This window comes from Streptomyces sp. NPDC000134 (genome assembly GCF_042899225.1).
GTDB lineage: Bacteria > Actinomycetota > Actinomycetes > Streptomycetales > Streptomycetaceae > Streptomyces.
Window position 1 is genome coordinate 74,232 of sequence record NZ_JBIAZN010000015.1, and the last position, 20,424, is coordinate 94,655.

At 74.7% G+C, this 20,424-nt stretch carries 20 protein-coding genes; 6 read left to right on the forward strand and 14 right to left on the reverse strand.

Features of this window, described 5'->3' with window-relative positions; all coding sequences use genetic code 11:
• Positions 1 to 72 precede the first annotated feature (72 nt).
• Together tgmA and tgmB are read left to right on the forward strand one after the other, a co-directional pair.
• Positions 73 to 264, forward strand: a complete 192-nt coding sequence (gene tgmA, locus ACFY32_RS22735; protein WP_359203778.1) for a putative ATP-grasp-modified RiPP — start codon at positions 73 to 75, stop codon at positions 262 to 264.
• 16 nt (positions 265 to 280) lie between these two features.
• The gene (gene tgmB / locus ACFY32_RS22740) at positions 281 to 1,264 is read left to right on the forward strand and encodes an ATP-grasp ribosomal peptide maturase (protein ID WP_359203775.1); all 984 of its coding nucleotides are present in this window, start codon (positions 281 to 283) and stop codon (positions 1,262 to 1,264) included.
• A gap of 17 nt (positions 1,265 to 1,281) precedes the next feature.
• Here tgmB and ACFY32_RS22745 read toward each other — a convergent pair whose 3' ends face one another.
• The 3 genes from ACFY32_RS22745 to ACFY32_RS22755 all read right to left on the reverse strand — a co-directional run bounded on the left by ACFY32_RS22745 (position 1,282) and on the right by ACFY32_RS22755 (position 2,528).
• The gene (locus ACFY32_RS22745; protein WP_359203772.1) at positions 1,282 to 1,485 is read right to left on the reverse strand and encodes a hypothetical protein; all 204 of its coding nucleotides are present in this window, start codon (positions 1,483 to 1,485) and stop codon (positions 1,282 to 1,284) included.
• 108 nt (positions 1,486 to 1,593) lie between these two features.
• The gene (locus ACFY32_RS22750; RefSeq protein WP_390675158.1) at positions 1,594 to 2,043 is read right to left on the reverse strand and encodes a hypothetical protein; all 450 of its coding nucleotides are present in this window, start codon (positions 2,041 to 2,043) and stop codon (positions 1,594 to 1,596) included.
• Positions 2,044 to 2,264: 221 nt separating this feature from the next.
• Complete coding sequence (locus ACFY32_RS22755) at positions 2,265 to 2,528, reverse strand: DUF5133 domain-containing protein (protein ID WP_359203770.1); 264 nt, start codon at positions 2,526 to 2,528, stop codon at positions 2,265 to 2,267.
• A 223-nt stretch (positions 2,529 to 2,751) separates the two neighbouring features.
• On the opposite strand from ACFY32_RS22755, the gene ACFY32_RS22760 reads away from it, so the two are divergent.
• On the forward strand, positions 2,752 to 3,096 hold the full coding sequence (locus ACFY32_RS22760) for a hypothetical protein (RefSeq protein WP_359203767.1): 345 nt from the start codon (positions 2,752 to 2,754) through the stop codon (positions 3,094 to 3,096).
• Between the two features lie 40 nt (positions 3,097 to 3,136).
• On the opposite strand, the gene ACFY32_RS22765 is transcribed toward ACFY32_RS22760, so the two are convergent.
• Together ACFY32_RS22765 and ACFY32_RS22770 are read right to left on the reverse strand one after the other, a co-directional pair.
• Entirely contained in the window at positions 3,137 to 4,906 is a 1,770-nt protein-coding gene (locus ACFY32_RS22765) for an ABC transporter ATP-binding protein (RefSeq protein ID WP_359203764.1), read from the reverse strand.
• A 187-nt stretch (positions 4,907 to 5,093) separates the two neighbouring features.
• Positions 5,094 to 5,630 (reverse strand): hypothetical protein, encoded by a 537-nt coding sequence (locus tag ACFY32_RS22770; protein ID WP_359203761.1) that lies wholly within the window; start codon positions 5,628 to 5,630, stop codon positions 5,094 to 5,096.
• 260 nt (positions 5,631 to 5,890) lie between these two features.
• Between ACFY32_RS22770 and ACFY32_RS22775 the strand changes: the two genes are divergently transcribed.
• Both ACFY32_RS22775 and ACFY32_RS22780 read left to right on the forward strand, forming a co-directional pair.
• Positions 5,891 to 6,118, forward strand: coding sequence for a DUF397 domain-containing protein (locus ACFY32_RS22775; RefSeq protein ID WP_359203758.1), 228 nt, complete (start codon positions 5,891 to 5,893; stop codon positions 6,116 to 6,118).
• Between the two features lie 156 nt (positions 6,119 to 6,274).
• Positions 6,275 to 7,198, forward strand: coding sequence for a helix-turn-helix transcriptional regulator (locus ACFY32_RS22780; RefSeq protein WP_359203755.1), 924 nt, complete (start codon positions 6,275 to 6,277; stop codon positions 7,196 to 7,198).
• 58 nt (positions 7,199 to 7,256) lie between these two features.
• Here the strand turns inward: ACFY32_RS22780 and ACFY32_RS22785 are convergent, their stop codons facing one another.
• From ACFY32_RS22785 to ACFY32_RS22825, 9 genes are all read right to left on the reverse strand, one after another.
• A complete protein-coding gene (locus tag ACFY32_RS22785; RefSeq protein ID WP_359203752.1) occupies positions 7,257 to 8,078 on the reverse strand; it encodes an SAM-dependent methyltransferase in 822 nt (273 codons plus the stop codon).
• A 157-nt stretch (positions 8,079 to 8,235) separates the two neighbouring features.
• Positions 8,236 to 9,513, reverse strand: a complete 1,278-nt coding sequence (locus ACFY32_RS22790) for an ABC transporter substrate-binding protein (protein ID WP_359203749.1) — start codon at positions 9,511 to 9,513, stop codon at positions 8,236 to 8,238.
• Positions 9,510 to 10,634 (reverse strand): branched-chain amino acid ABC transporter permease, encoded by a 1,125-nt coding sequence (locus tag ACFY32_RS22795; protein WP_390675105.1) that lies wholly within the window; start codon positions 10,632 to 10,634, stop codon positions 9,510 to 9,512. The genes ACFY32_RS22790 and ACFY32_RS22795 overlap by 4 nt, the downstream gene beginning before the upstream one ends.
• Complete coding sequence (locus ACFY32_RS22800) at positions 10,627 to 11,523, reverse strand: branched-chain amino acid ABC transporter permease (RefSeq protein ID WP_390675106.1); 897 nt, start codon at positions 11,521 to 11,523, stop codon at positions 10,627 to 10,629. Before ACFY32_RS22800 ends, ACFY32_RS22795 begins: the two co-directional genes overlap by 8 nt.
• The gene (locus ACFY32_RS22805; protein ID WP_359203741.1) at positions 11,520 to 12,320 is read right to left on the reverse strand and encodes an ABC transporter ATP-binding protein; all 801 of its coding nucleotides are present in this window, start codon (positions 12,318 to 12,320) and stop codon (positions 11,520 to 11,522) included. The genes ACFY32_RS22800 and ACFY32_RS22805 overlap by 4 nt, the downstream gene beginning before the upstream one ends.
• Positions 12,317 to 13,099, reverse strand: coding sequence for an ABC transporter ATP-binding protein (locus ACFY32_RS22810; RefSeq protein ID WP_390675107.1), 783 nt, complete (start codon positions 13,097 to 13,099; stop codon positions 12,317 to 12,319). The genes ACFY32_RS22805 and ACFY32_RS22810 overlap by 4 nt, the downstream gene beginning before the upstream one ends.
• Before the next feature lie 219 nt (positions 13,100 to 13,318).
• Positions 13,319 to 14,590: a helix-turn-helix domain-containing protein gene (locus tag ACFY32_RS22815; RefSeq protein WP_359203736.1), complete on the reverse strand. Its 1,272-nt coding sequence runs from the start codon at positions 14,588 to 14,590 to the stop codon at positions 13,319 to 13,321.
• Between the two features lie 406 nt (positions 14,591 to 14,996).
• Entirely contained in the window at positions 14,997 to 17,711 is a 2,715-nt protein-coding gene (locus tag ACFY32_RS22820; RefSeq protein WP_359203733.1) for a LuxR C-terminal-related transcriptional regulator, read from the reverse strand.
• 215 nt (positions 17,712 to 17,926) lie between these two features.
• The gene (locus ACFY32_RS22825) at positions 17,927 to 18,811 is read right to left on the reverse strand and encodes a dienelactone hydrolase family protein (RefSeq protein ID WP_359203816.1); all 885 of its coding nucleotides are present in this window, start codon (positions 18,809 to 18,811) and stop codon (positions 17,927 to 17,929) included.
• A 677-nt stretch (positions 18,812 to 19,488) separates the two neighbouring features.
• Here ACFY32_RS22825 and ACFY32_RS22830 point away from each other — a divergent pair.
• The gene (locus ACFY32_RS22830) at positions 19,489 to 20,388 is read left to right on the forward strand and encodes a Gfo/Idh/MocA family protein (protein ID WP_390675108.1); all 900 of its coding nucleotides are present in this window, start codon (positions 19,489 to 19,491) and stop codon (positions 20,386 to 20,388) included.
• Positions 20,389 to 20,424 lie beyond the last annotated feature (36 nt).

The following is a 20,424-nucleotide window of genomic DNA, read 5'->3' on the forward strand; positions in this document are numbered from 1 at the left end:
GGAAGTCGGCGGACCAGGCGACGGCGCAGCCGGCCCATCGCTTGATCGGCTAGCACCGACGAGGGAGAGACGATGCAACCGTTCGCGCTCGACTACGCACGTCCGGCAGTGGAACCGGCAAGCGCCGCTCCGTATGTCTACGACTGCGGGCTGCAGGTGAACGTGCTCCTCGACGGACGGGTGGCCGCCCGCGACCACGCGCTGCTGAGGGAACTGGGGACCACGACCTCGACCGCGGGCTCGAAGACCCATTTCGACGACTGAACACGGGCCGTCCCCGATGACCGTGTTGATCCTGACCTGTGAAGAGGACGTCACCGCCGACATGGTGGTGGTGCGGCTGCACGAGTCGGGTGTTCCGGTGGTGCGGCTGGACCCGGCCGACCTGACCGATTCGGTGGCCCTCTCGGGGGAGTTCGTCCACGGCTCGTTCCGCGGCCATCTCTCGGCGGGCGGGCGGCTGGTGAGCATCGGCGGGCTGCGGTCGGTGTGGGTGCGCCGGCCGGGGGTGCCGGCCGCCCGCGCGGCGCAGCCGTCCGCGTGGCTGGCGGAGGAGTCCGGACAGGCGCTGTACGGGATGCTGCGCGGGTCGCCCGCGCGGTGGATGAACCATCCGGACGCGGCCCGCCGGGCCCGGTACAAGCCCTGGCAGCTCCGGCTCGCCCAGGACTGCGCCCTGCCGGTGCCGGCCACGCTGATCACGACGTTCCCGCGGGCGGCGCGGGAGTTCGCGCAGCGCTATCCCGACCTGGTCGTCAAGCCGGTGTCGGGCACGCATCCGCAGGACCCGCCGCGGGCGGTGCCGACCAGCCGGGTGCCGCCGGAGACCGACTTCTCGGCCGTCGCCTACGGGCCGACGCTGCTCCAGCACCGGGTCGCCAAGCGGGCCGACCTCCGGCTCACCGCGGTGGGCGACCGGCTGCTGGCCGCCCGGAAGGCGACGCCCGCCGGGGCGGACCCGGACGAGGTGGACGTGCGCTTCGCCGAGTCGCCCGAGCCGTGGCGCCCCGCCGAGGTGCCCCCGCGCGTCGCGGCGGGCGTGCGCGCCTACCTCCGCGAGGCGGGGCTGGCGTACGGGGCGTTCGACTTCGCCGAGGACGCGGACGGGACGTGGTGGTTCCTGGAGTGCAACCAGTCCGGGCAGTTCGGGTTCGTCGAGGTGGACACCGGTCAGCCGATCGCCCGGACCATCGCCGAGTGGCTGGCTCGGCCGGGGCCCGGGGAGGCGGCGCACGCGGACGGCGCCGGCGCGGCCGTGCCCTGACGGCGCCCGGCGGGCGGTCAGTTGGGGCGCGGGCCCGGCAGCATGGCGGCGGTGCGCTGCCAGTTGTTGCCGTGCGCCGGGGGGCGTGCGCCGGGCGAGCGCAGGGGGCGCATGACGACCTCCAGTTCCCTGTGCAGGCGTTCGGCCTCCCCGCGCACCAGCGCGGGGACGTCGCCGCGCTCGGCGACGAGTCGGTCGTAGATGGGGGAATCCTGGAACACCCGTCAACGTGCCTTTCGTGTGGTCCGCCCCTGTGATTCAGGCGCGACCGGTCAGTCTAGGCGTCCGTCCGTCCGCCGGTACGCGTTACCCCGATGAGACGACCGGTCTCACGCACCGGTCGTGGAGCCCGGCCGGACGATCATCAGGACCGTGACGGTGGCCCACAGCAGGTTGAACACCCCGGTGAGCATGGCCAGTCGCACGGTGGCAGCGCGCTCGACCGCCTCCCCGCCGTCCAGTCGCTCCACCAGTTCCTCCTGGCGGGGCAGCACGGCGACGGCCAGGACGCCGGCCGCGGCGGCGGTCAGCGCGATCGAGGCGGTCAGCCAGGCGTCGCCCAGCACGCCCATCGCCGAGGCGGTGGCGAGACCGAGCAGCGGCACGGCGATCCCGGCACCCGCGTAGACGCGGCAGATCCGGTGCAGCAGCCGTACCGTCCCCGGCTCCCCCGCACCCGCGCGCCGGACCGCCGGCGGGAACATGCTCGCCGCGACGGTGACGGGCCCCACCGCGACGACGGCGGCCAGGACGTGGAGGGACAGCAGCAGCTTGGTCATCGTGCGGGGCTCCGGGATGCGCGGCGGGTCGGTGGATGTCGACACCCCCACGCTAGGAAGCACCCGCGAGATCGCCCAGAGGCGGAAACGACAGCTTCCGACGGATTACCGCCAGCCATGGACAGCCGGACGGTCCGCCGGACGGTCCGCCGGGTGGGCGGCACCACGCCTGTCGTGCGGCGTGACGCCGGCCGCCTCGGCGGACCGCGCCGGCGATGGCGTCACACGGCCAGTGACAGGTCCTTCTCACCGTCGCGTCCGGCCGCCGCGGCGGCGGTGGCCCTGGCGCGGGACCCGGCGAGCAGGGCGTCCGCCGCTGCCACCGCTTCCTGGATGCCGGTCTTGCCCATCATCACGCAGAGCGTGTAGCTGACGTCGGCCAGCTCACGCGCCGTCGCCGGAGTCTCCCGCTCAGCCTGAGCGATCCGCAGCGACGCGTAGCGCGTCAGCAGCTTCCTGACGACCTTCGGGTCCGGTACGAGCACGTAGCGCCCCTCTCTCGGTTTTCACTGCGCCTGCCCGGACTCGACCGAAACATTCGCCCCTTGCACACCGCCTTCCTCGATTGACCGGATTTCTTCGCTTAATCACCCATCACCAGCGTGAACGAACAGGAGTGTGGCCGAAAAGGAATGCCTCGCCCCGCTTCCCGGAGCCGCCCCGGCCGTTGAGCAGCGTGCAAGGTCCTCCGGACGAACGGTGTTCCCGATGACGCGATCCAGTTGTCTGCTCTGCGCCCTCTACCTCGCCACCAGTGCCCAACTGGCCTGGACGGCGGTCCTGGAACTGCGCTTCGGACCGCCGTGGGCCGCCGCGCTGTTCGGTGCCGCCAGCCTGGTCCCGGTGATCGCCGTCGTCCGGGAGACCGTGCTCGCCGACGAGCGCCGCGCGGCCGGCCGCCCCGCCGGGCGCCCGCGGCCCGCGCACCGGGCCGACGAGGCGGTGGTCCGCGCGGAACTGGACACCGCCTGCTGCGAGCGCTGGTGGACCAGTTGCGGCACCGGCCACGACACGGGCTGCGTCCGCCGCGCCCGGCGCAGCAGCACCGTCTGACGGGCCCCGTGGCGGCGGGGCCCGCACCGGACGCCGGGGGTCAGGCGGCCTGACCGCCGTGCAGCGCGGTGTACGCCCCGCCCCGGGCGAGGAGTTCCTCGTGGGTGCCGGTCTCCAGCACACGGCCCTCCCCCATCACCACGATCCGGTCCGCGCCCCGCACGGTGGACAGGCGGTGCGCCACGACGAACGTGGTGCGTCCGCGCAGCAACTGGGCGAGCGCCTGCTGGACCAGCGCCTCGGACCGGGTGTCCAGCGCCGAGGTCGCCTCGTCCAGGATCAGCACCCGGGGGTCCCGGATCAGCGCGCGGGCGATGGCCAGGCGTTGACGCTGCCCGCCGGAGAGCCGGGCACCGCGCTCCCCGACCAGGGTGTCCAGGCCCTGCGGCAGGCGGTCGACGAACTCCAGCGCGTTGGCGTCCCGCAGCGCCGCGCGCACCGCCTCCTCGCCGGCGTCGTCCATCCCGTAGGCGACGTTCTCCCGGACCGTGCCGTCGAAGAGGATCGACTCCTGCGGCACCACCGACACGAACCGCCGGTAGGTGCGCAGGTCGAGGGTGCTCATATCGGTGCCGTCGAGCAGCAGCCTCCCCGAGGTGGGGCGCAGGAAGCCGATCACGAGGTTGAGGACGGTGGACTTCCCGGCGCCGGACGCGCCCACCAGGGCGATGGTCTCGCCGGGGGCGACGGCGAGGGTGAAGTCCTCGACGGCCGGCCGCTCGTCCCCCTCGAAGCGGTGGCCGACGTGCTCGAAGGTGACGGCGCCGCGCAGCGAGGTCAGTTCGGCCTTGCCCTCGTTGTCCTCCAGCTCGGGGGCCTGGAGCACCTCGCCGACCGAGCGGACGGACTCCAGGCCCTTGGTGATGACCGGGGCCAGGCTCGCCAGCGTGGTCGTGGAGTTGGTGAGGGTGGTCAGGAAGGCGCTCAGCATGACGACGTCACCGGCGCTGACGCCCCACACGCCGTAGTACGAGACCAGCGCGGCGCCCGCGAGGACGCACACGCCGACCACGTTGAGGACCACCCAGGCCAGTGAGCCGAAGCGGCCGTTGACCAGATCCAGGCGGAGCGCGGAGGTCAGCAGGCGGTCCAGGGTGCCGTCCATGCGGCGCAGCGCCTTGCGCTCCAGTCCGTGGGCGCGGGTGACCGGGATCAGCCGGGTCATCTCCGTCACCCGGGAGGACAGGGTCTCGACCTCGTGGCGGAAGTGCTCGTTGTGGGCGCGCAGCCGGGCCCGGAGCCGGGCCACCAGCAGGGCGGCGGCGGGCACGACGACGAGGAAGACCGGCAGGAACTCGGGGGTGCGCACGCCGATGATGACCAGGCCGCCGGCGAGCACGGTGAGGGCGCCGAGCCCGGTCTCCGCGGTCTGCTGCACCATCTGCTCGACCGTCTCCACGTCCCGGACGACCTTGGCCTGGAGCACGCCGGCGCTGACCCGGGAGTGGTAGCCGACGGAGAGCTGCTGCATCCGGGTGCAGAGCGCGGAGCGCAGGGCGGTGCCCATCCGGCGGACGCTGCCGTACAGCAGGCGGACGTAGAGCAGGTGCAGGGGGTAGTTGACCAGCAGGATGAACATGATGACGCCGGTGCTGGTCCACAGGTGGGCGATCGGCCGGTGCTGGACGACGGTGTCGATGATGGACGCGGTGATCAGCGGCAGCAGCCAGACGGGGCTGTGCTTCACCGTGAAGACGACGACCGCGCCGGCCAGGCGGTGCCGGTCGGCGCGGAGCAGGTAGACGAGGGTGCGTATCGGGTGCTCGCCGCGGTAGCGGTGGTCGAGCGGTCTTTCCAGCGACGACGCCATGCGTGGCGGTCCTCCTGTGTTGCCGGATCGGGGCAAGCGCTTTCTTACCCGTTCGGCCAGGAGTGACGCATGGAACCGGAGAGGTACGCATGGAACCGGGGAGGTACGCGTGGACTGCGGGGGTACGCGGGGAGACCCGCGCCCTCACCCCCGTGAAGGGCGCGGGTCCGCTTCCCCCGGGTGTGGTCTACTCGCCGAGCCTGCGGGCCAGTTCGGCGGTGGCCCGGGTGATCTCGGTGTCGTCCTCGGCCATCAACCGCTCGATCGCCTCCCGGCGCGCCCGGACCGCCCGGCGGGCCGCGCGCTCCCAGACCACGGGGTTCTCGCGGCGGTTGAGCAGCTTGGGGTAGACGGCCGCGGTGCTCTCCCACTGCCGGGCACCGGCGATGTTCCCCAGCAGTTCGATGATCTGCGCGCGGCAGGTCACCTGGGGCCGCTGCGCCAGCTCCCACAGGAACGGGACGGTGGCGGCGGTCGCCTGCTCGACGACGAAGCCGTACTGGCAGACGCGTCGGCGCAGTTCGCCGAGGGCGGCGCGGGCGGTCTCCGCGTCGCCCCGGGCGATCCGGTCGAGCAGGACCGGGACGGCGGCGGCGCTGCCGCGGGAGTCCTGGATCTCGGCCCAGGGGACCTCGTCGAGCCCGGTGAGGGGCGTGGACCGGGTCAACTGCGGGTGGGAGTCGGTGCGCTCGGTGCTCAACTGCGGTGTCGGAGCGGTGCGCATGGCGTGGGGCCTTTCCGCGGGCAGTCGGGGTCAGGTGGGGTCGGCGGGCGACCGGAGCGGTCGGTGCGCGGGTGACGGCACGGCATCTCCCTGATGGAACGTCAGTTGCCGGGCGGAACAAGGGGGTTGACGCCTCGGCTATTATTCATCCTGACAGCACTCGCGTGCAATTGCACGAGGAATTGCACGAAAAATCGACCGGAACACGTACGGGCGACGAGTCGCCGTCAGCTCCCCCCCGAATCACCAAGGAGACAGCGGTGCCAACAGCGCGGAACGGAGTGCAGGCGAGTTCACTGGACGCCTGCTGGATCAAGAGCCGGCACAGCAACGCCGAGGGCAACTGCGTCGAGGTCGCCCCCGTGGAGGGCGGCATAGCGATGCGCAACTCCCGCGACCCGGACGGTCCGGCGCTCGTCTACACCCCCGCGGAGGTGGCCGCCTTCCTGGCCGGGGTGAAGGACGGCGAGTTCGACCACCTGCTGTAGGACCGGTCCCCGGCGACGACGCGACGGCGGGTCGGCGGTCGGACGCGGCCAAACCAGGTCGTGTCCGACCGCCGCTCCTCGACGGCCTGATGCGATGCGGACCGGTCGGATGCGATAGTCTGTTTTCTCAACTCTGCCGGTCTGCTGGGAGTCAGGATGTCCGCCGCGTCGTCGCATCGCCTCTCCCGTCTCGAGCCCTACCTGGACCGGTCCGAGCCGGCCCCGACCCTGCTGAAGATGCTGGTCGGCGTCCAGTTGGCCGGCTTCCGCGAGGACGCCCGCATGTCGCAGGACCACGCGGCGCGCGAGCTGGGGTTCAGCGCCGCCAAGCTCTCCCGGATCGAGGCCGGCAAGGGCCGCAGGCCCCCGGCCGAGGCGGACGTCCGGGCCCTGCTGACGCTGTACGGCACCGACGACTACGAGGCGCAGGTCCTGCTCAAGCTGCTGCGCCGGGCCGGTGAGCCGGGCTGGTGGCAGCGGTACGACAAGCGGCTGATGCCCGAGTGGTTCGACCGGCTGGTCGGCCTTCAGGAAGCCGCCATGACGATCCGCACCTTCGAGATCCAGTACGTCCCCGGTCTGCTCCAGACGCCTGACTACGCCCGCGCCGTGGTGGAGCGCGGCCTGCGCAACGCGCCGGGCCACGAGGTGGAGCGGCGCGTGGAACTGCGCACGCGGCGCACCGAGTTGCTGACCCGGGCGCAGGCGCCCCAGTTGTGGGCGGTCATCGACGAGTCCGTGCTGCTGCGGGTGCTGGGCAGCCCCGGCGTCATGCGCGAGCAGCTCCGGTATCTGACGAAGATGGCCGTGCGGCCCAACGTCACCCTGCAGATCGTGCCGCTGGACGTGACCAACGCGTCGGCGCCGAGCTTCCCGATCACCTATCTGCGGTTCGGCGGCGCCGACCTGCCCGACGTGGTCTACCTGGAGCACATCCGCAGCGCCAACTTCCTGGAGGACCGGGACGAGACCGAGGAGTACCGGGTGGCGCTGGACCGGCTGGCCGACGAGGCGCTGACCCCCCGCGCGTCGCTGGAGCTGCTGCGCCGCACGGCCGAGGAGCGCTACTCCGCGAAGTGAGCGCTCCCCGGGCTCTTCCGGGCCCCCGGGCCGAGGCCGGTCCGTCCGTCCGCCGGGATCAGCGGACGATGCGGCCCACGCCGCCGAACTCGACCCACTCCTGGGTGAGCTGACGCGGCGCGACCTCGGTGTCCGGACGCCAGGTGGAGACCTCCACCAGACCGGGTTCGAGGATCTCCATGCCCTCGAACCACGCCTCGACGTCCTTCTGCTCGCGCACCCGGCCCCAGTGCCCCTGGGTGGCCTGGTCCATGAAGGCGGTGACGCGCTCGCGGACCTCGGCGTCCTCGCTGACCAACTGGCACATCACCGCGTAACTGCCGGGCGCCAGTCGCTCGGTGACCCGGCGCACCACCGCGAGGGGGCCGTCGGTGTCGCTGTCCGGGATGCAGTGGAAGACCGAGTTGAACAGCACGGCGACCGGCTGGGACAGGTCGATCAGGCGCAGGGTCTCGGGGTGCGAGAAGATCTCCTCGGTCGCCCGCATGTCCGCGTGGATGACCGCGGTGTTCTCGTTCTGCTCCAGCAGCGCCCGGCCGTGCACCAGCACCATCGGATCGTTGTCGACGTAGACCACGCGGGCGTCGGGCGCGACGCGCTGCGCTGTCTGGTGCACGTTCTCCTGGGTGGGCAGGCCGGAACCGTGGTCCAGGAACTGCCGGACGCCGTACTCCTGGGCGAGGGTGCGCACCACCCGCTGGAGGAAGCGCCGGTTGTTCAGGGCCAGCCGGCGGGTGCTCGGGACGACCTTGTCGAGTTCCTCGACGGCGGCGCGGTCGGCCGCGTAGTTGTCCTTGCCGCCGAGGTAGTAGTCGTACATCCGAGCGGCTGTCGGCACATTGGCGTTGATCTCCGTGGACAGCGGCTTGTCGGCCTGCATCTTCCCCCCAGTCCCGTACGGTGCCCGCTTGGCATCCGACAGTACATCCTAGGGAGTCGGCACCTTCCGTAACCAGTGTTCTTGACAAGGCCGTTGAGCCCCGCGCGGCCGGTCCGGTCCGCGTTCCCCGGCGCGGACCGGACCGGCCGTCACCCCGTCAGCCGCGGGAGGACAGGTACTCCTCGATGCCCGGTGCCTCGTGGGCGTCCTCGACGTTCACGATGCCGCCGACGGCCTTCGCGTCGGGCTTGAGCACATAGGTGGACCGGCTGGCGGGCTGGGACACGTCGCTGAAGTTCTGCGGCGTGCCGAGGCCGGTGTCGGCGTTCGTCTGCGAGCGGTGCGCCTTGACGACGGCCTCACGGGTGAGGCTGCCGCCCTCGCACGCCTTCTTCAGGTCGGCGCCCAGCAGTTGGGCCGCGTTGTACCCGGAGAGCACACCGGAGTCGACCGGGGAGCCGGGGTACTTCTTGCCGTAGGCGGCGACCATCTTCTGCACGCCCGGCAGGTCGGAGCTGACCGCGGGAGCGGCGCTGACCACGTGCACCATGGCCTCCAGCGCCTTCGCCGCCGGGGTCTTCATGAGCTGCGGGGCGTAGCCCGGGGCGCTGGAGACGATCGGCACCGTCAGCCCGCGGGACGCCGCGACACCGGCGAGGGAGGCGGTCTGGGCGGGGCCGGCGCTGATCAGGACGGCCTTCACCCCGGCCTTGCGCAGCGCCGAGACCTGGGCGGACAGGTCGGTGTCGGTGGCCTTGATCTTCTGCCCGGCGACCTTCAGGCCCGCCTTCTTCGCGGCCCACTCCGAGCCCTCCAGGGCGTTGGCGCCGTAGTCGCCCTCGAAGTAGACGTGCCCGATGGTGTCGCCCTTGGCGACCTTCTCGGTACGGGTGAGGAAGTCGACGGCGGCGATCATGTCCAGGTCGTAGGTGGTGCCGAGGACCTGGACGGCGTCCTTGCCGAGCAGCGAGGCGGCCCACGCCTGCGGGAAGGTCAGCACCTTGTCCCGCTGGATGTCGTCGAGCAGCGCGGAGACCACGGGCGAGCCGATGACCTGGGGCAGGGCGAGCACGTCGGCGGAGATGTCGGCGTAGGCGGTGACCGCCTTCTGCACGTCGTAGCCGTGGTCCTTGACGACGATCTCGACCTTGCGGTCGCAGATGCCGCCCTTGGCGTTGACCTCGTCGGCCCACATCTGCTGGGCCTGCACGATGGACTTGCCGAGGGTGGCGTAGGGGCCGGTGAGGTCGGTGAGGGCGCCCAGCTTGATGGTCCCGGCGCTGACTCCGGGTCCGGCCTTGACGCCGTCGGCGCCGCCTTCCGCGTCGTCGCCGTCGGCCTTGGAGCTGCAGGCCGTGCCCGCGAGCAGCACGGCGGCGACGGCCGCGGCCAGGGCGATCTTGGTGGTGCGGGGCCTGCGGTGCGTGACGTTCACGGGGTGTGCTCCTTGGCTCGTACGGTGGTGGCGGGGGTCCGGGGCGCGGCCCCGGGGTCGGAGGGGGCCGAGGCGGGCGGCCTCCGGCGGGCGAGGCGGGCGCGGACGCGGCGGGCCAGGCCCGTCAGGCCGTCCGGCGCGAACAGCAGGATCACCACGATCGCGGCGCCGTACAGATAGCGGGCGGCCTCGGTCGGGCCGAGCGAGCCGTCCCCGCTGCCGGGCGCCGCGACCAGCGGCAACTGGTCGGCGTAGCGGGTCATCAGCAGCGGCAGCGCGGTGACGAAGACGGCGCCCGCGGTGGCCCCGGCGACGGAGCCGAGCCCGCCGATGACGATCATGGCGAGGTAGTCGACGGACAGGGCGAGGGAGAAGTAGTCGGGCACCACGCGCCGGAAGGCGAGGGCGAGCAGGACGCCGGCGAGTCCGGCGTACATCGAGGAGACGACGAACGCGGCCGAGCGGTACCGGGCCACGTGCACGCCCATCACGGAGGCGGCGGTCTCGCTGTCGCGCAGGGCGATCAGGGCCCGCCCCGGGCGTCCGCGCAGCAGGCCGCGGGCGGTGAACCAGGTGAGGGCGAACAGGGCCAGGCCCAGGTACCACAGCCGTTCCTCGGCGCCGAACGGCACGCCCAGGACGGTGAGGTCGTCGCCCTGGTCGAAGGCGAAGCCGCCTGCCTCCAGGGGTGGCACCGACCGGCCGTTGAAGCCGCCGGTGACGGAGTCGGCGGTGAGCAGGACGTGGTGGCCGAGGAAGACCAGGGCGAGGGTGGCCACGCCCAGGTAGATGCCCTTGACCCGGCCGGCGACGGGGCTGAACAGCCCGCCGGCCGCCCCGGCGAGCAGCACCGCGAGGACGAGCGCCACGGCGGGCGGCAGTCCCGGTCCGGGCTCGCCGGCCAGCCAGACGTAGCCGTAGGCGCCGACGGCGAGGAAGAAGGCGTGGCCGAGGGAGAGCTGGCCCGCGGTGCCGCTGAGCAGGCCGAGGCCGACGGCGCCGATGGCGGCGGCCATGGAGAACAGGCCGATCCGCAGCCAGAAGGCGTCGAGGTAGAAGGGGAGCGCGCAGAGCAGGAGGACGGGGATCAGCAGCCTGCCGCGCTTGAGGAGGTCAGACACGGGCCGCTCCCTTCGCCGCGAAGAGTCCGGCGGGGCGGACCAGGAGGACGAGGACCATCACGGCGTACGGGGCGACGTCGCCGAAGCCCTCGCCGAGGACGTGCAGGTCGCTCTGGTAGCCGGCGACGAACGCCTCGGTGAGGCCGATGACCATCGAGCCGACCAGGGCGCCGACGGGCGAGGCCATGCCGCCGAGGATCGCGGCGGGGAACGCCTTCAGGGCGATCTGCCCGGTGGTGCGCTCCAGGCCGGGGGCCGGGAACGCGGCGAGGAACACCGCGGCCAGCGCGGCCAGCGCGCCCGCCAGGCACCAGGCGAGCATCCGCACCCGGGTCAGCCGTACGCCCATCAGGGCGGCGGCCTCGGAGTCCTCGGCGGCGGCGCGCAGGGACAGGCCCCAGGGCGTGAACCGGAACAGGGCGAAGGCGCCGCCGATGGCCAGCGTGGAGACGATGATCGCGGCGATCCGGCTGTCGGCCACGGTCGCCGGTCCCATGTCGGTGACCGCGTCGCCCCACGGGTCGCCGAGAGTGAGCAGGTCGCCGCCGATGCGCCGGGCGAGGTCGGTGACCAGGACGATGTCGATGCCGATGGTGGCGATGGTGGCCACATGGGCGGCGTGCGGGTCGGCGCCGATCCGCTGCAGGATCACCCGGTCCACCAGCCCGGCGACGGCGGCCGTCACGAGGACCGCGAGGGCCAGCGCCCCGGCGAAGCCCAGCTCGTCGTGGAGGAGGGCGATCAGGTAGCCGCCGAGCAGCAGCAGCGAGCCGTGGGTGAAGCTGAGCACGCCGGACGCCTTGAAGATGGTGACGAAGCCGAGGGCGATCAGGGCGTAGACCGAGCCGAGGGCCAGGCCGTTGAAGAGGCTGTCGATCAGGCCGGTCATGCCGCGTCCTTCCCGGTGGCCCCGGTGCCCAGATAGGCGCGCAGCACCTCGGGGTCGCGGCGGACCTGGTCGGGGGTGCCGTGGGCGATCCGGCGGCCGAAGTCGAGGACGGTGACCTCGTCGGCGAGCCGCATCACCAGGCCCATGTCGTGTTCCACGAGGACCACGGAGAGGCCGAGTTCGGCGCGTATCTCGCCGACCACCTCGGCCATGCGGACCCGTTCGCCGGCGTTCATGCCGGCCACGGGTTCGTCGAGCAGCAGCACACGGGGCTCCAGACAGAGGGCGCGGGCGAGTTCCACGCGCTTGCGGTCGCCGTAGGAGAGCAGGGCGACCGGGGTGTCGAACAGGGCTCCGAGACCGGTGAGTTCGGCGATCTCGCGGGCCTTGGCGAGGTGCTCGCGCTGTTCGCGCACGGCCCGGGGCAGCCGGAGCGCGCTGGCGGCGAACCCGGCACGGGACAGGGCGTGCCGGCCGAGCATCAGGTTGTCGGCGACCGTGCCCTGGGTGGTGACGATGTTCTGGAAGGTACGGGCCACGCCGAGGCCGGCGATCCGGTGCGGGGCAAGCCGGGTCAGCTCCTGCCCGCCGAGCCGTACGGTGCCGGAGACGGGCCGGTACAGCCCCGACAGGACGTTGAAGCAGGTGGACTTGCCCGCGCCGTTGGGGCCGATGACGGCGTGCACGGTGCGGGGGGCGACGGTGAAGGAGACGTCGTCCAGCGCGGTGAGGCCGGCGAAGCGCACGGTCACCTCCCGGACCTCCAGCGGCGGCGGCGCGTCGGTGCGGGAGGTCACGCGGCCCCCTGACCGTCGGCGGTCTCACCGAGGTAGAGGCGGCGTACGGCGTCGGTGCGCGCGAGTTCGGCCGCCGGGCCGGAGAGCCTGACCTCGCCGACCTCCAGGACGTGGGCGTGGTCGGCGAGCGACAGGGCCATGCCGGCGTTCTGCTCGACCAGCAGGACGGCGGTGCCCTGGGCGTTGATCTCGCGGACCACCTCGGCGATGCGCTCGACCATCAGGGGGGCGAGCCCGAGGGAGGGCTCGTCCAGCAGCAGCAGGCGCGGGGCGGCCATCAGGGCGCGGCCGATGGCGAGCATCTGCTGCTCGCCGCCGGAGAGCAGGCCGGCGGCCTGGCGGTGGCGTTCGGCGAGCCGCGGGAAGAGGGTGAGGACGCGGTCCCGGGCCTCGCGGACCTGGGCGGGAGCGCGCCGGGAGAGCCCGAGTCCCCCGGTGCGCAGGTTCTCGTCGACGGTGAGCCCGGCGAACACCCGCCTGCCCTCGGGCACCTGGACCACCCCGGCGCGGACGGCCGCCACCGGGTCCCGGCCGTCGAGGACGGTGCCGCCGTAGCGGATGCGGCCCGCGGTGACGGCGCCGCGGTGCAGGCGCAGCGTGCCGGAGACGGCCCGCAGCAGTGTCGTCTTGCCGGCGCCGTTGGCACCGAGCAGGGCGACGACGCCGCCGTGCGGAACGGTCAGCGACACGGAACGGAGGGCGGACAGGGCACGGCCGTACGTCACGTCGATCTCCTCGACGTGCAGCGCGGGCGCCTCGTCCGGTGGTGCTTCGGGCATCGCGGCTCCTTGGAGCCGTGCCGGGGCGAACCGGCACGGTACGGGGGCGTTCACAGGTGCTGTGGTGCGCAGGTGCGGATCAGGCGTTCGGGGAGGAACGCGCGCTCACGACAGCACGGGCGTCACCGGCCGGTACAGCACCCGGGGCGGGGTCGCTGCGGCGTCCCAGTCCGGGCCGGGTGACTCTGTGCGGACGCCCAGGGCCCTTCGCCGGGCGGCTCAGCCGGGGAGCAGGCGGTGGGCGGTGAGGGCGAGGCTGACCTCGACGACGTCGGCGGGCCGGGCCAGGGAGCGGCCGGTGAGCTGCTCGCAGCGGCGCAGCCGGTTGAGGACGGTGTTGCGGTGGCAGTAGAGCTGTTCGCCGGCGCGCTGCGCGGAGCCGTCGCAGGCCAGCCAGGTGGTGAGGGTGTCCAGGAGGACGTCCCGGTCGCCGGGTTCCAGGCGCAGCAGCGGGCCGAGGACCCGCTCGGCCAGGGACCGGCCGAGTTCGGGGCTGGAGACGACCAGGGCGGCGGGCAGGTGGTCGGCGAGGCGGACGGTGCCGCCGGAGGCGGGACAGATGCTCAGGGCGGTGTCGGCCAGGCGGCGGGCGTCGCCGACGGCGGCGAGTCCCTCGACGGGGCTGCCGACGCCGATCCGGACGCCCTGGGCCAGGTCGGCGGGGCGGGGGGCCGGTTCGGGCAGGCCCTCGTCGCCGACGAGGACGATGCCGTGGTCGACGTCCACCCCGGCGTGCCAGTGCACGCGCCAGCCGTCGGGTACGGCCGAGGCGCGGGCGACGGCGCACCGGGCGGGGTGTCCGGCCGCGACGGCGACGACCACGTACCGGCCGTGTTCGGGCAGGTCGAGGGCCTGGGCGGTCTCGGGCAGGTCGGCGATGCGGCTGCTGCCGTCGAGGAGGGCGGCGGCCAGCAACCGGGCGCGGTTCTCGCGGCGCCGGTTGACCTGCCACTCGACCTGGCGGTAGGCGTCGGCGACGAGGGTGCAGTGCTCGTCGACGAAGTTCCACACGTCGGCCGCCACGTGCACCAGCAGCCGGACGTCCTCGGGGGCCGCCCGCGAGGTCTCCTCGACCAGGCGCTGCCAGACCAGGGAACCGCCCAGGCGGTAGGCGTGCAGCAGGGCGTCCAGTGGCAGGCCCTGTTCGGCGCGGGTGGCGCCGATCCGCCAGGAGCAGCGGCGGGCCGCGTCGCGGGCGCTGCGCGGGTCGAGCAGCGAGTGGACGCTGTGCCGCAGCGAGCGGTGGGCCTCCTGCCAGGTGGCGGTGGGGTCGCCGGCCATGGCGGCGCGGTAGGCGGGCTCCTGTTCCTGGAGCACGGCGACCAGCCGGTCGGTGAGGTCGGGCAGGTCGTCGAGGAGGACCCGGGCGGCCCGGTGCAGGACGCGCAGCGCGTCGGCGTCGATCAGCGACGTGACGCGCCGGGTCCGCGGGCGCGGCACGGGCGTGGGCGCGCTGCGGATCGCTCCTCGTGACCGTACGGCGTGCTGCATGGCGGTCCTCCCCCGGGCTCGGGCTTCCAGCGGCGGCCCGCACCGGGCCGGTGCCCGGACGCGTGACTGTCCGCTGACTCGTCCTTGCCCGAAGGATGGCATACCGTCCGGTCGGTCCCTAGGGCTGTGCTGTCAAAATTGGGTCTCGAACCGGGCCGCACCGCAAATCCGGCGCGGACGGGGCCGCCGGCCGGGAGGTGCCGTCGTGAGCCACGGCTGTGCGGTGACCCGCGGGGACGGCTCGACCACGCGGGCCCCGACCCGGAGCCGGGGCCCAGGGGGCGCGGGCCGGGAGACGCCCTCGTGGGCCACGGCCGTGCGGTGGCCCGCAAGGACTGCTCGGCCGTGCGGGCCACCGGCTCGGCGCGGGGAGCGGACGCCTCCGGCCGGGAGGTGTCGTCGTCGGCTACGGCTGTGCGGTGGCCCGCAGGGACTCCTCGACCATGCGGGCCAGCTCCACGCGGGAGCGGACGCCGAGGGTCGCGAAGACCTTCCGCAGGTGGTAGTCGACCGTGCGGGTGCTGACGGCGAGGGTGAGGGCGACCTCGCGGTTGGTGGCGCCCTCGGCGACGTACCGGGCGATGCGCTGCTGCTGCGGGGTGAGCCGGGTCAGCGCTCCGGTGCCGGTGCCACGGCCGTTGGAGGCGGCGCCGATCGCGCGGAGTTCGCCGCGGGTCTGCTCGGCCCAGATGCCGGCTCCGCAGCGTTCGAACCCGGCGAGGGCGCCGCCCAGGCGGTCCCGGGCCTCCTTGGGACGGCGGCGCCGGCGCAGCCACTTGCCGTACAGCAGGGCGGTGCGGGCGCCCTCGAACTCGCCGCCGCCGGTCTCGTCGTGCAGCGCCAGGGCGTGCCGGTACAGTCCGTCGGCGTGCTCGGGCGGGGCCAGCAGGGCGCGGCAGCGGGCCAGTTGGGCGGCGGCCTGCGGATCGGCGCCGAACGCCGCCCAGTCGGCGAAGTCCGCGAGGACCGTACGGGCGTCCTCGTACCGTCCGGCGGGCACCGCGGCCTCCACGAAGCAGGGCACCGCCAGCCGCCACACCGCGAAGTGGCCGCGCCGGGGTCCGGGCAGCACCAGCAGGCCGAGCCGGTCGGCGGCGTCGTGGGGCCGGCCGCGTCCCAGGTCGGCGCGGGCCAGGGCCCACTCGGCGAGGGTGGCGGCCTGGGCCAGTCCGTGCCGCCGGGCGGTGGCCAGCGCGGCCGTCACATGCCGGGCGACGACGGCCGGCGCCTCCTCGATCGACGCGGCCAGGGCGAGGATCGCCTGGTGCAGGGCGGCGGTGTTGCGCTGCCCGGCGCGGGACGCGGTGCGCAGCCCTTCCTCGGCGTGGGCGCGGGCCTGGGCGTGCCGCCCGGCGCGGAGTTCGGCGTAGGCGAGGTACTCCAGGGCCTGCGGGACCAGCGCGGCCGAGCCGTGGTGCCGGGCGGCGGCCAGGGCGCGGGAGCCGGCGCGGCGGGCCGCGTCCACCTCGCCGAGCAGCAGCGCCGCAGCCGCCGAGCGCAGCAGCGACTCGGGCCGGTCGTCGGTGCCGCCCCGCTCCACCACGTGCCCGAGCGGTACGGCGGCCTTGTCGAGGTGGCCCTGGAGCAACGCGCGCATCCCGACCCGGTGTTCGCTCACCGCGTCGCCGCGCCGCTCGGTGCCGAGGGTCGCCAGACACGCCTGGAGGTCCCCCGCCGCCCAGGCCGCGTCGGCGGCGGCCAGGGCGGCGGTCGCGGCCTGGGCGGGGGCGGGGCCGGCCAGCAGGGAGGCCGCCAGCAGCAGGGTCTGGTGGGCGTCGTCGACGGGGCCGTCGCGCAGTTCCGTCAGGCCGCTGGCCAGTTCCGTCCGGCCGCGCACGGCGGGCGGCGCGGCGCAGGCCCGCGCGGCGGCGAGCAGCGGCCGGGCCCGGTCCGGGCGCCCGGCGAGCAACTCCTGCTCGGCGGCGGCCGTGTACCGCTCCGCCCGTTCGGGCCCCTCCCCCGCCAGTTCGGCGGCCCGGACGTACGCCGTCGCCCGCAGTTGGTGCGAGGCGGCCGACGCCGGGTCGGCGGCCCGCCGGGCGAGGCGGTCGGCGAGCGCGGCCGGGTCGGCGGGCGGGCCGTCCGGGGCGCCGGGGGCGAGGCCGGGGGCCGGGCGGCTCCAGGAGCGGTGCAGCAGGGCGGGCAGGCGGTGGCCGCCGGTGGCGTCCAGGGTGTCGGCGAGCGCCTGGTGGGCGGCGCGGCGGTGGTCGGGGCCGGCGGTGGCCAGGACGGCGCGCCGCACCAGCGGGCTGTGGAAGCGCAGCCTGCCCTCGACGTGGGCGAGCGGCGCGGGCAGCGGCTCCGGCCACGGCACGGCCCGCCCCGGCCGCAGTCGCCGTACGGCCTCCCGGACCAGGGCCGCGTCGGTGTCCTGGCCGTCCGCCGCGCGGACCGCCGCCGCCACCGTCAGCAGCAGGTCCCGGGCGGCCGGGTCGGTCCCGGCCAGGGCGCGGCCCGCGACGCCCGCCAGGGTGCCGGCGTCGGCCAGGGGCCGGGGCAGCGGGCGGTGGCCGAGCAGTTCGGCGGGTGACAGGCGGCGCAGCAGGGCGAGGAGCAGGGCCGGGTTGCCCTCGGCCTCGGCGAGGAGTTCGGCGCGGACGGCCGGGTCGGCGCAGCTCTCGGTGGCGTCGTCGAGGAGCGCCTCGGCCTCCGGCGGCGCCAGCGGGTCCAGGCGGACGACGGGCAGGTGGGCGAGGTCCGGGCCGACGGCGCGGTGTCCGGCGACGGAGACCAGCAGGCCGACCCGGCCGGCGGCGTGCAGCTTCTCGGCCGCCGCGCCCAGGGCGGCGCGCGCCGCCTCGTCCCACTGGTCCGCGTCGTCGGCGCAGACCAGCAGGGGGCGGTCGGCGGCCGCCGCGTGCCAGTGGTCCAGCAGGTCCCGTGGACAGGGGCCGCCCCGGGGCCGTCTCGCGGGGGCGGGCCGCAGGTGGAGTACGGGGCCGGCCGTGAAGGACCGGGCGGCCCACTGCAGGAGGGAGGTGCGGCCGAGACCGGGCTCCCCGGTCACGACCAGTCCGGCGCCGTGCGTCCGCAGCCTGTCCATGAGCGTTCCGACGGCTCGCCGCTGTGTGCCCCGGCCGTACCATCGTATCGTCGGTCGAACGATCGTCTCTCCGGTCATTCCCGGGAGGTTACGCTCGCGTAACCAGAGGCGGAAGCCACTGGTCCGCCCCGGCCGACCACCGGGCCGTACCCCGTCACCTGCGCTTTGGCCGGGTACGGGCGGGGCGCGGCCTGTGCCGCCGCCCAGTGTCGCGGGCGCCCGGCCGTGCGCCCGCACAACGCCGGCGGCGGCCACCGCGAGGAGGGCCGCCGCCGGGTCGTGCCTCGGGAACGTCAGGAGGTGTGCGGGCAGTTGCCGCGGTACTCCTCGATGGTCAGGCTCGCCCGCGGCAGCGGGCAGAGGAACTGCTCGTAGCGGGTGTCGTTGTCGATGAACCGCTTGAGCCAGGAAATGCTGTACTTCGCGATCGTGGTGTTCGACGTGTTCGGCGAGAAGTGGGTGGCGCCGTTCAGTTCCAGGTAGGCGCGGTCCGTGCTGGAGGGCAGGGTCGAGTAGAACGGTTCGGCGTGCGAGGCGACGGGGGCGATGGTGTCGCCGTCCGCGCCGAAGATCAGGGTGGGCGTTCTGACCTCGGACCAGGACTTGTCCAGGTTCCAGGGCGTGAGGGGTATCGCGGCCTGGAGGGACGGCCGGTCCTTGGCGGCTTCCAGCGTGCCGCCGCCGCCCATGGAGTGGCCCATCACGCCCAGCCGGCTGCTGTCGATCCGGCTGCGCACGGAGCTGCGCTCGGTCAGGTAGTCCAGGGCGGCCAGGAGCTGCGAGCCGCGCGAGTCGGGCTGGTCCAGCGTGGTGTTGGTGTCGATGGTGAACACCACGAAGCCCTGGGAGGCCAGCCGCGGGCCGAGCCAGGCCATGGAGGACTGGTACGCGGTGAAGCCGGGGGCTATCGCGACCGCGCCGAAGGTGCCGTCGCTGGTGCTGGTCGGGTAGTAGATGGTGCCGCCGCCGAAGCCGGTGACGCCGAGCGAGGAGACGCTGGTCTCCGAGGTGGCGTACGGGCCGCGCAGCGCCTCGATGCTGGAGGTGGTGGGGGCCGGGCCGCGCTCGTAGGGGTTGTCCGCGGCCTGGGCGGTGCCCGGTCCGCTGAGGGTGGTGAGCCCGACGACCGCGGCGATCGCCGCCGCCGCGCCGGCGAGTCGCCGACGGGTTCCGCGCAGCGGGGTCCTGGGTGCCCGGTGGGCGGGCTCGGTGGGGAGGTACGAGTGCACGACGAGTCGTCCTCTCTGTCGTGGCGACGGGCCCGGCCGTCGACCGCACACGGCTCGGGTACGCGTGGGGCCGCGTCCCGGGCGCGGCGGCCGGGCATCGCCGATGAGCTGGCCGTGCCACTGTCGGGCGCGCCCCCGCCCGCCGGGATCGGCAAAATCACCGGCCTCCCGGAACCCCGACGGCCCACCGGCCCTCCGGGGTACGCGCGGCGGGGCGGACACACCGGGCCCGTGCGGCCCGCGGCACGCGCGGGCGGGATGCGCCGGGCCCGTGCGGCCCGTGGCACGCGCGGACGGACGGACCATGCCGGACCCGCACGGCCCCGCGGCACGCGCGGGGTGAGCGGGCGGACGCGCCGGTCCCGCACGGCCCGTGGCACGCGCGGGCCAGGTGGACGTACCGGTCCCGCACGGCCTGTGGCACGCTCGTTGCGACCGGCCGGGCGTGACGCGGCCCGGACGCGGGCAGACGAGCGTGGCCCGGACGGCGGTGCCGGTCGGGGGCCGGTCGTCGGCCCGGTATGCGGCCCGGTATGCGGCGCGATCGGGCGTGTGGCGCGATCGGCAGCATGGCCGGGCGCGTGGCCCGGTGAGGACACAGGACACTTCGTGGAGAGGCGGCGGCATTGCGTATCGGACTGCTCGGCACCGGACCGTGGGCGGACATGACACACGCCCCGGCGCTGCGCCGGCACGAGGGGCTGGAGTTCGTGGGCGTGTGGGGGCGCCGCCCGGAGGCCGCCGGGGAACTGGCGGCCCGGCACGGCACCCGGGCCTACGCCGACCTGGACGCCCTGCTGGACGACGTGGAGGCCGTCGCCGTCGCGCTCCCCCCGGACACGCAGGCCGAACTGGCGGTGCGGGCGGCGCGGGCGGGCCGCCATCTGCTGCTCGACAAGCCGCTGGCCGTGACCGCGGAGCACGCGCGGGCCGTGGCCGACGCGGTACGGGAGACGGGGGTGGCCTCGGTGGTCTTCTTCACCAGCCGGTTCCAGCCCGAGACCCAGGCGTGGATCGACGGGCAGGCGGGCCGCGAGGACTGGTTCACGGCGCGGGCCGAGTGGCTCGGGGCGGTGTTCACCGGTGACAGCCCGTTCGCCCGCTCACCGTGGCGGCGCGAGAAGGGGGCGCTGTGGGACGTGGGCCCGCACGCGCTGTCCGTCCTGCTGCCGGTCCTCGGCGACGTGCGGCGCGTGGCCGCGGCGGTGCCCGGTCCCGGGGACACCGTCCAGGTCGTCCTGGACCACGACCGGGGCGCGTCGAGCGTCCTGACGCTCAGTCTGACGGCTCCGCCCGCGGCGGCGGGCGCCACGGTGGAGCTGCGCGGCGGGGCGGGGGTGACGCTGCTGCCGGAGAGCGCGGGGGACGCCGTGTCGGCGCTGCTGCGGGCCGGCGACGCCCTGCTCGACGCCGCCCGCACGGGCCGCCCGCACCCGTGCGACGCCGCGTTCGGCCTGCGCGTCACGGAGATCCTCAGCGCCGCCCAGGCCCTGCTGGACGCCCCCGCCGACCGGCCCGTCGCCTGAGGGACTCCCGCGGGCCCCGCCCCGCCGGGCCCGCGT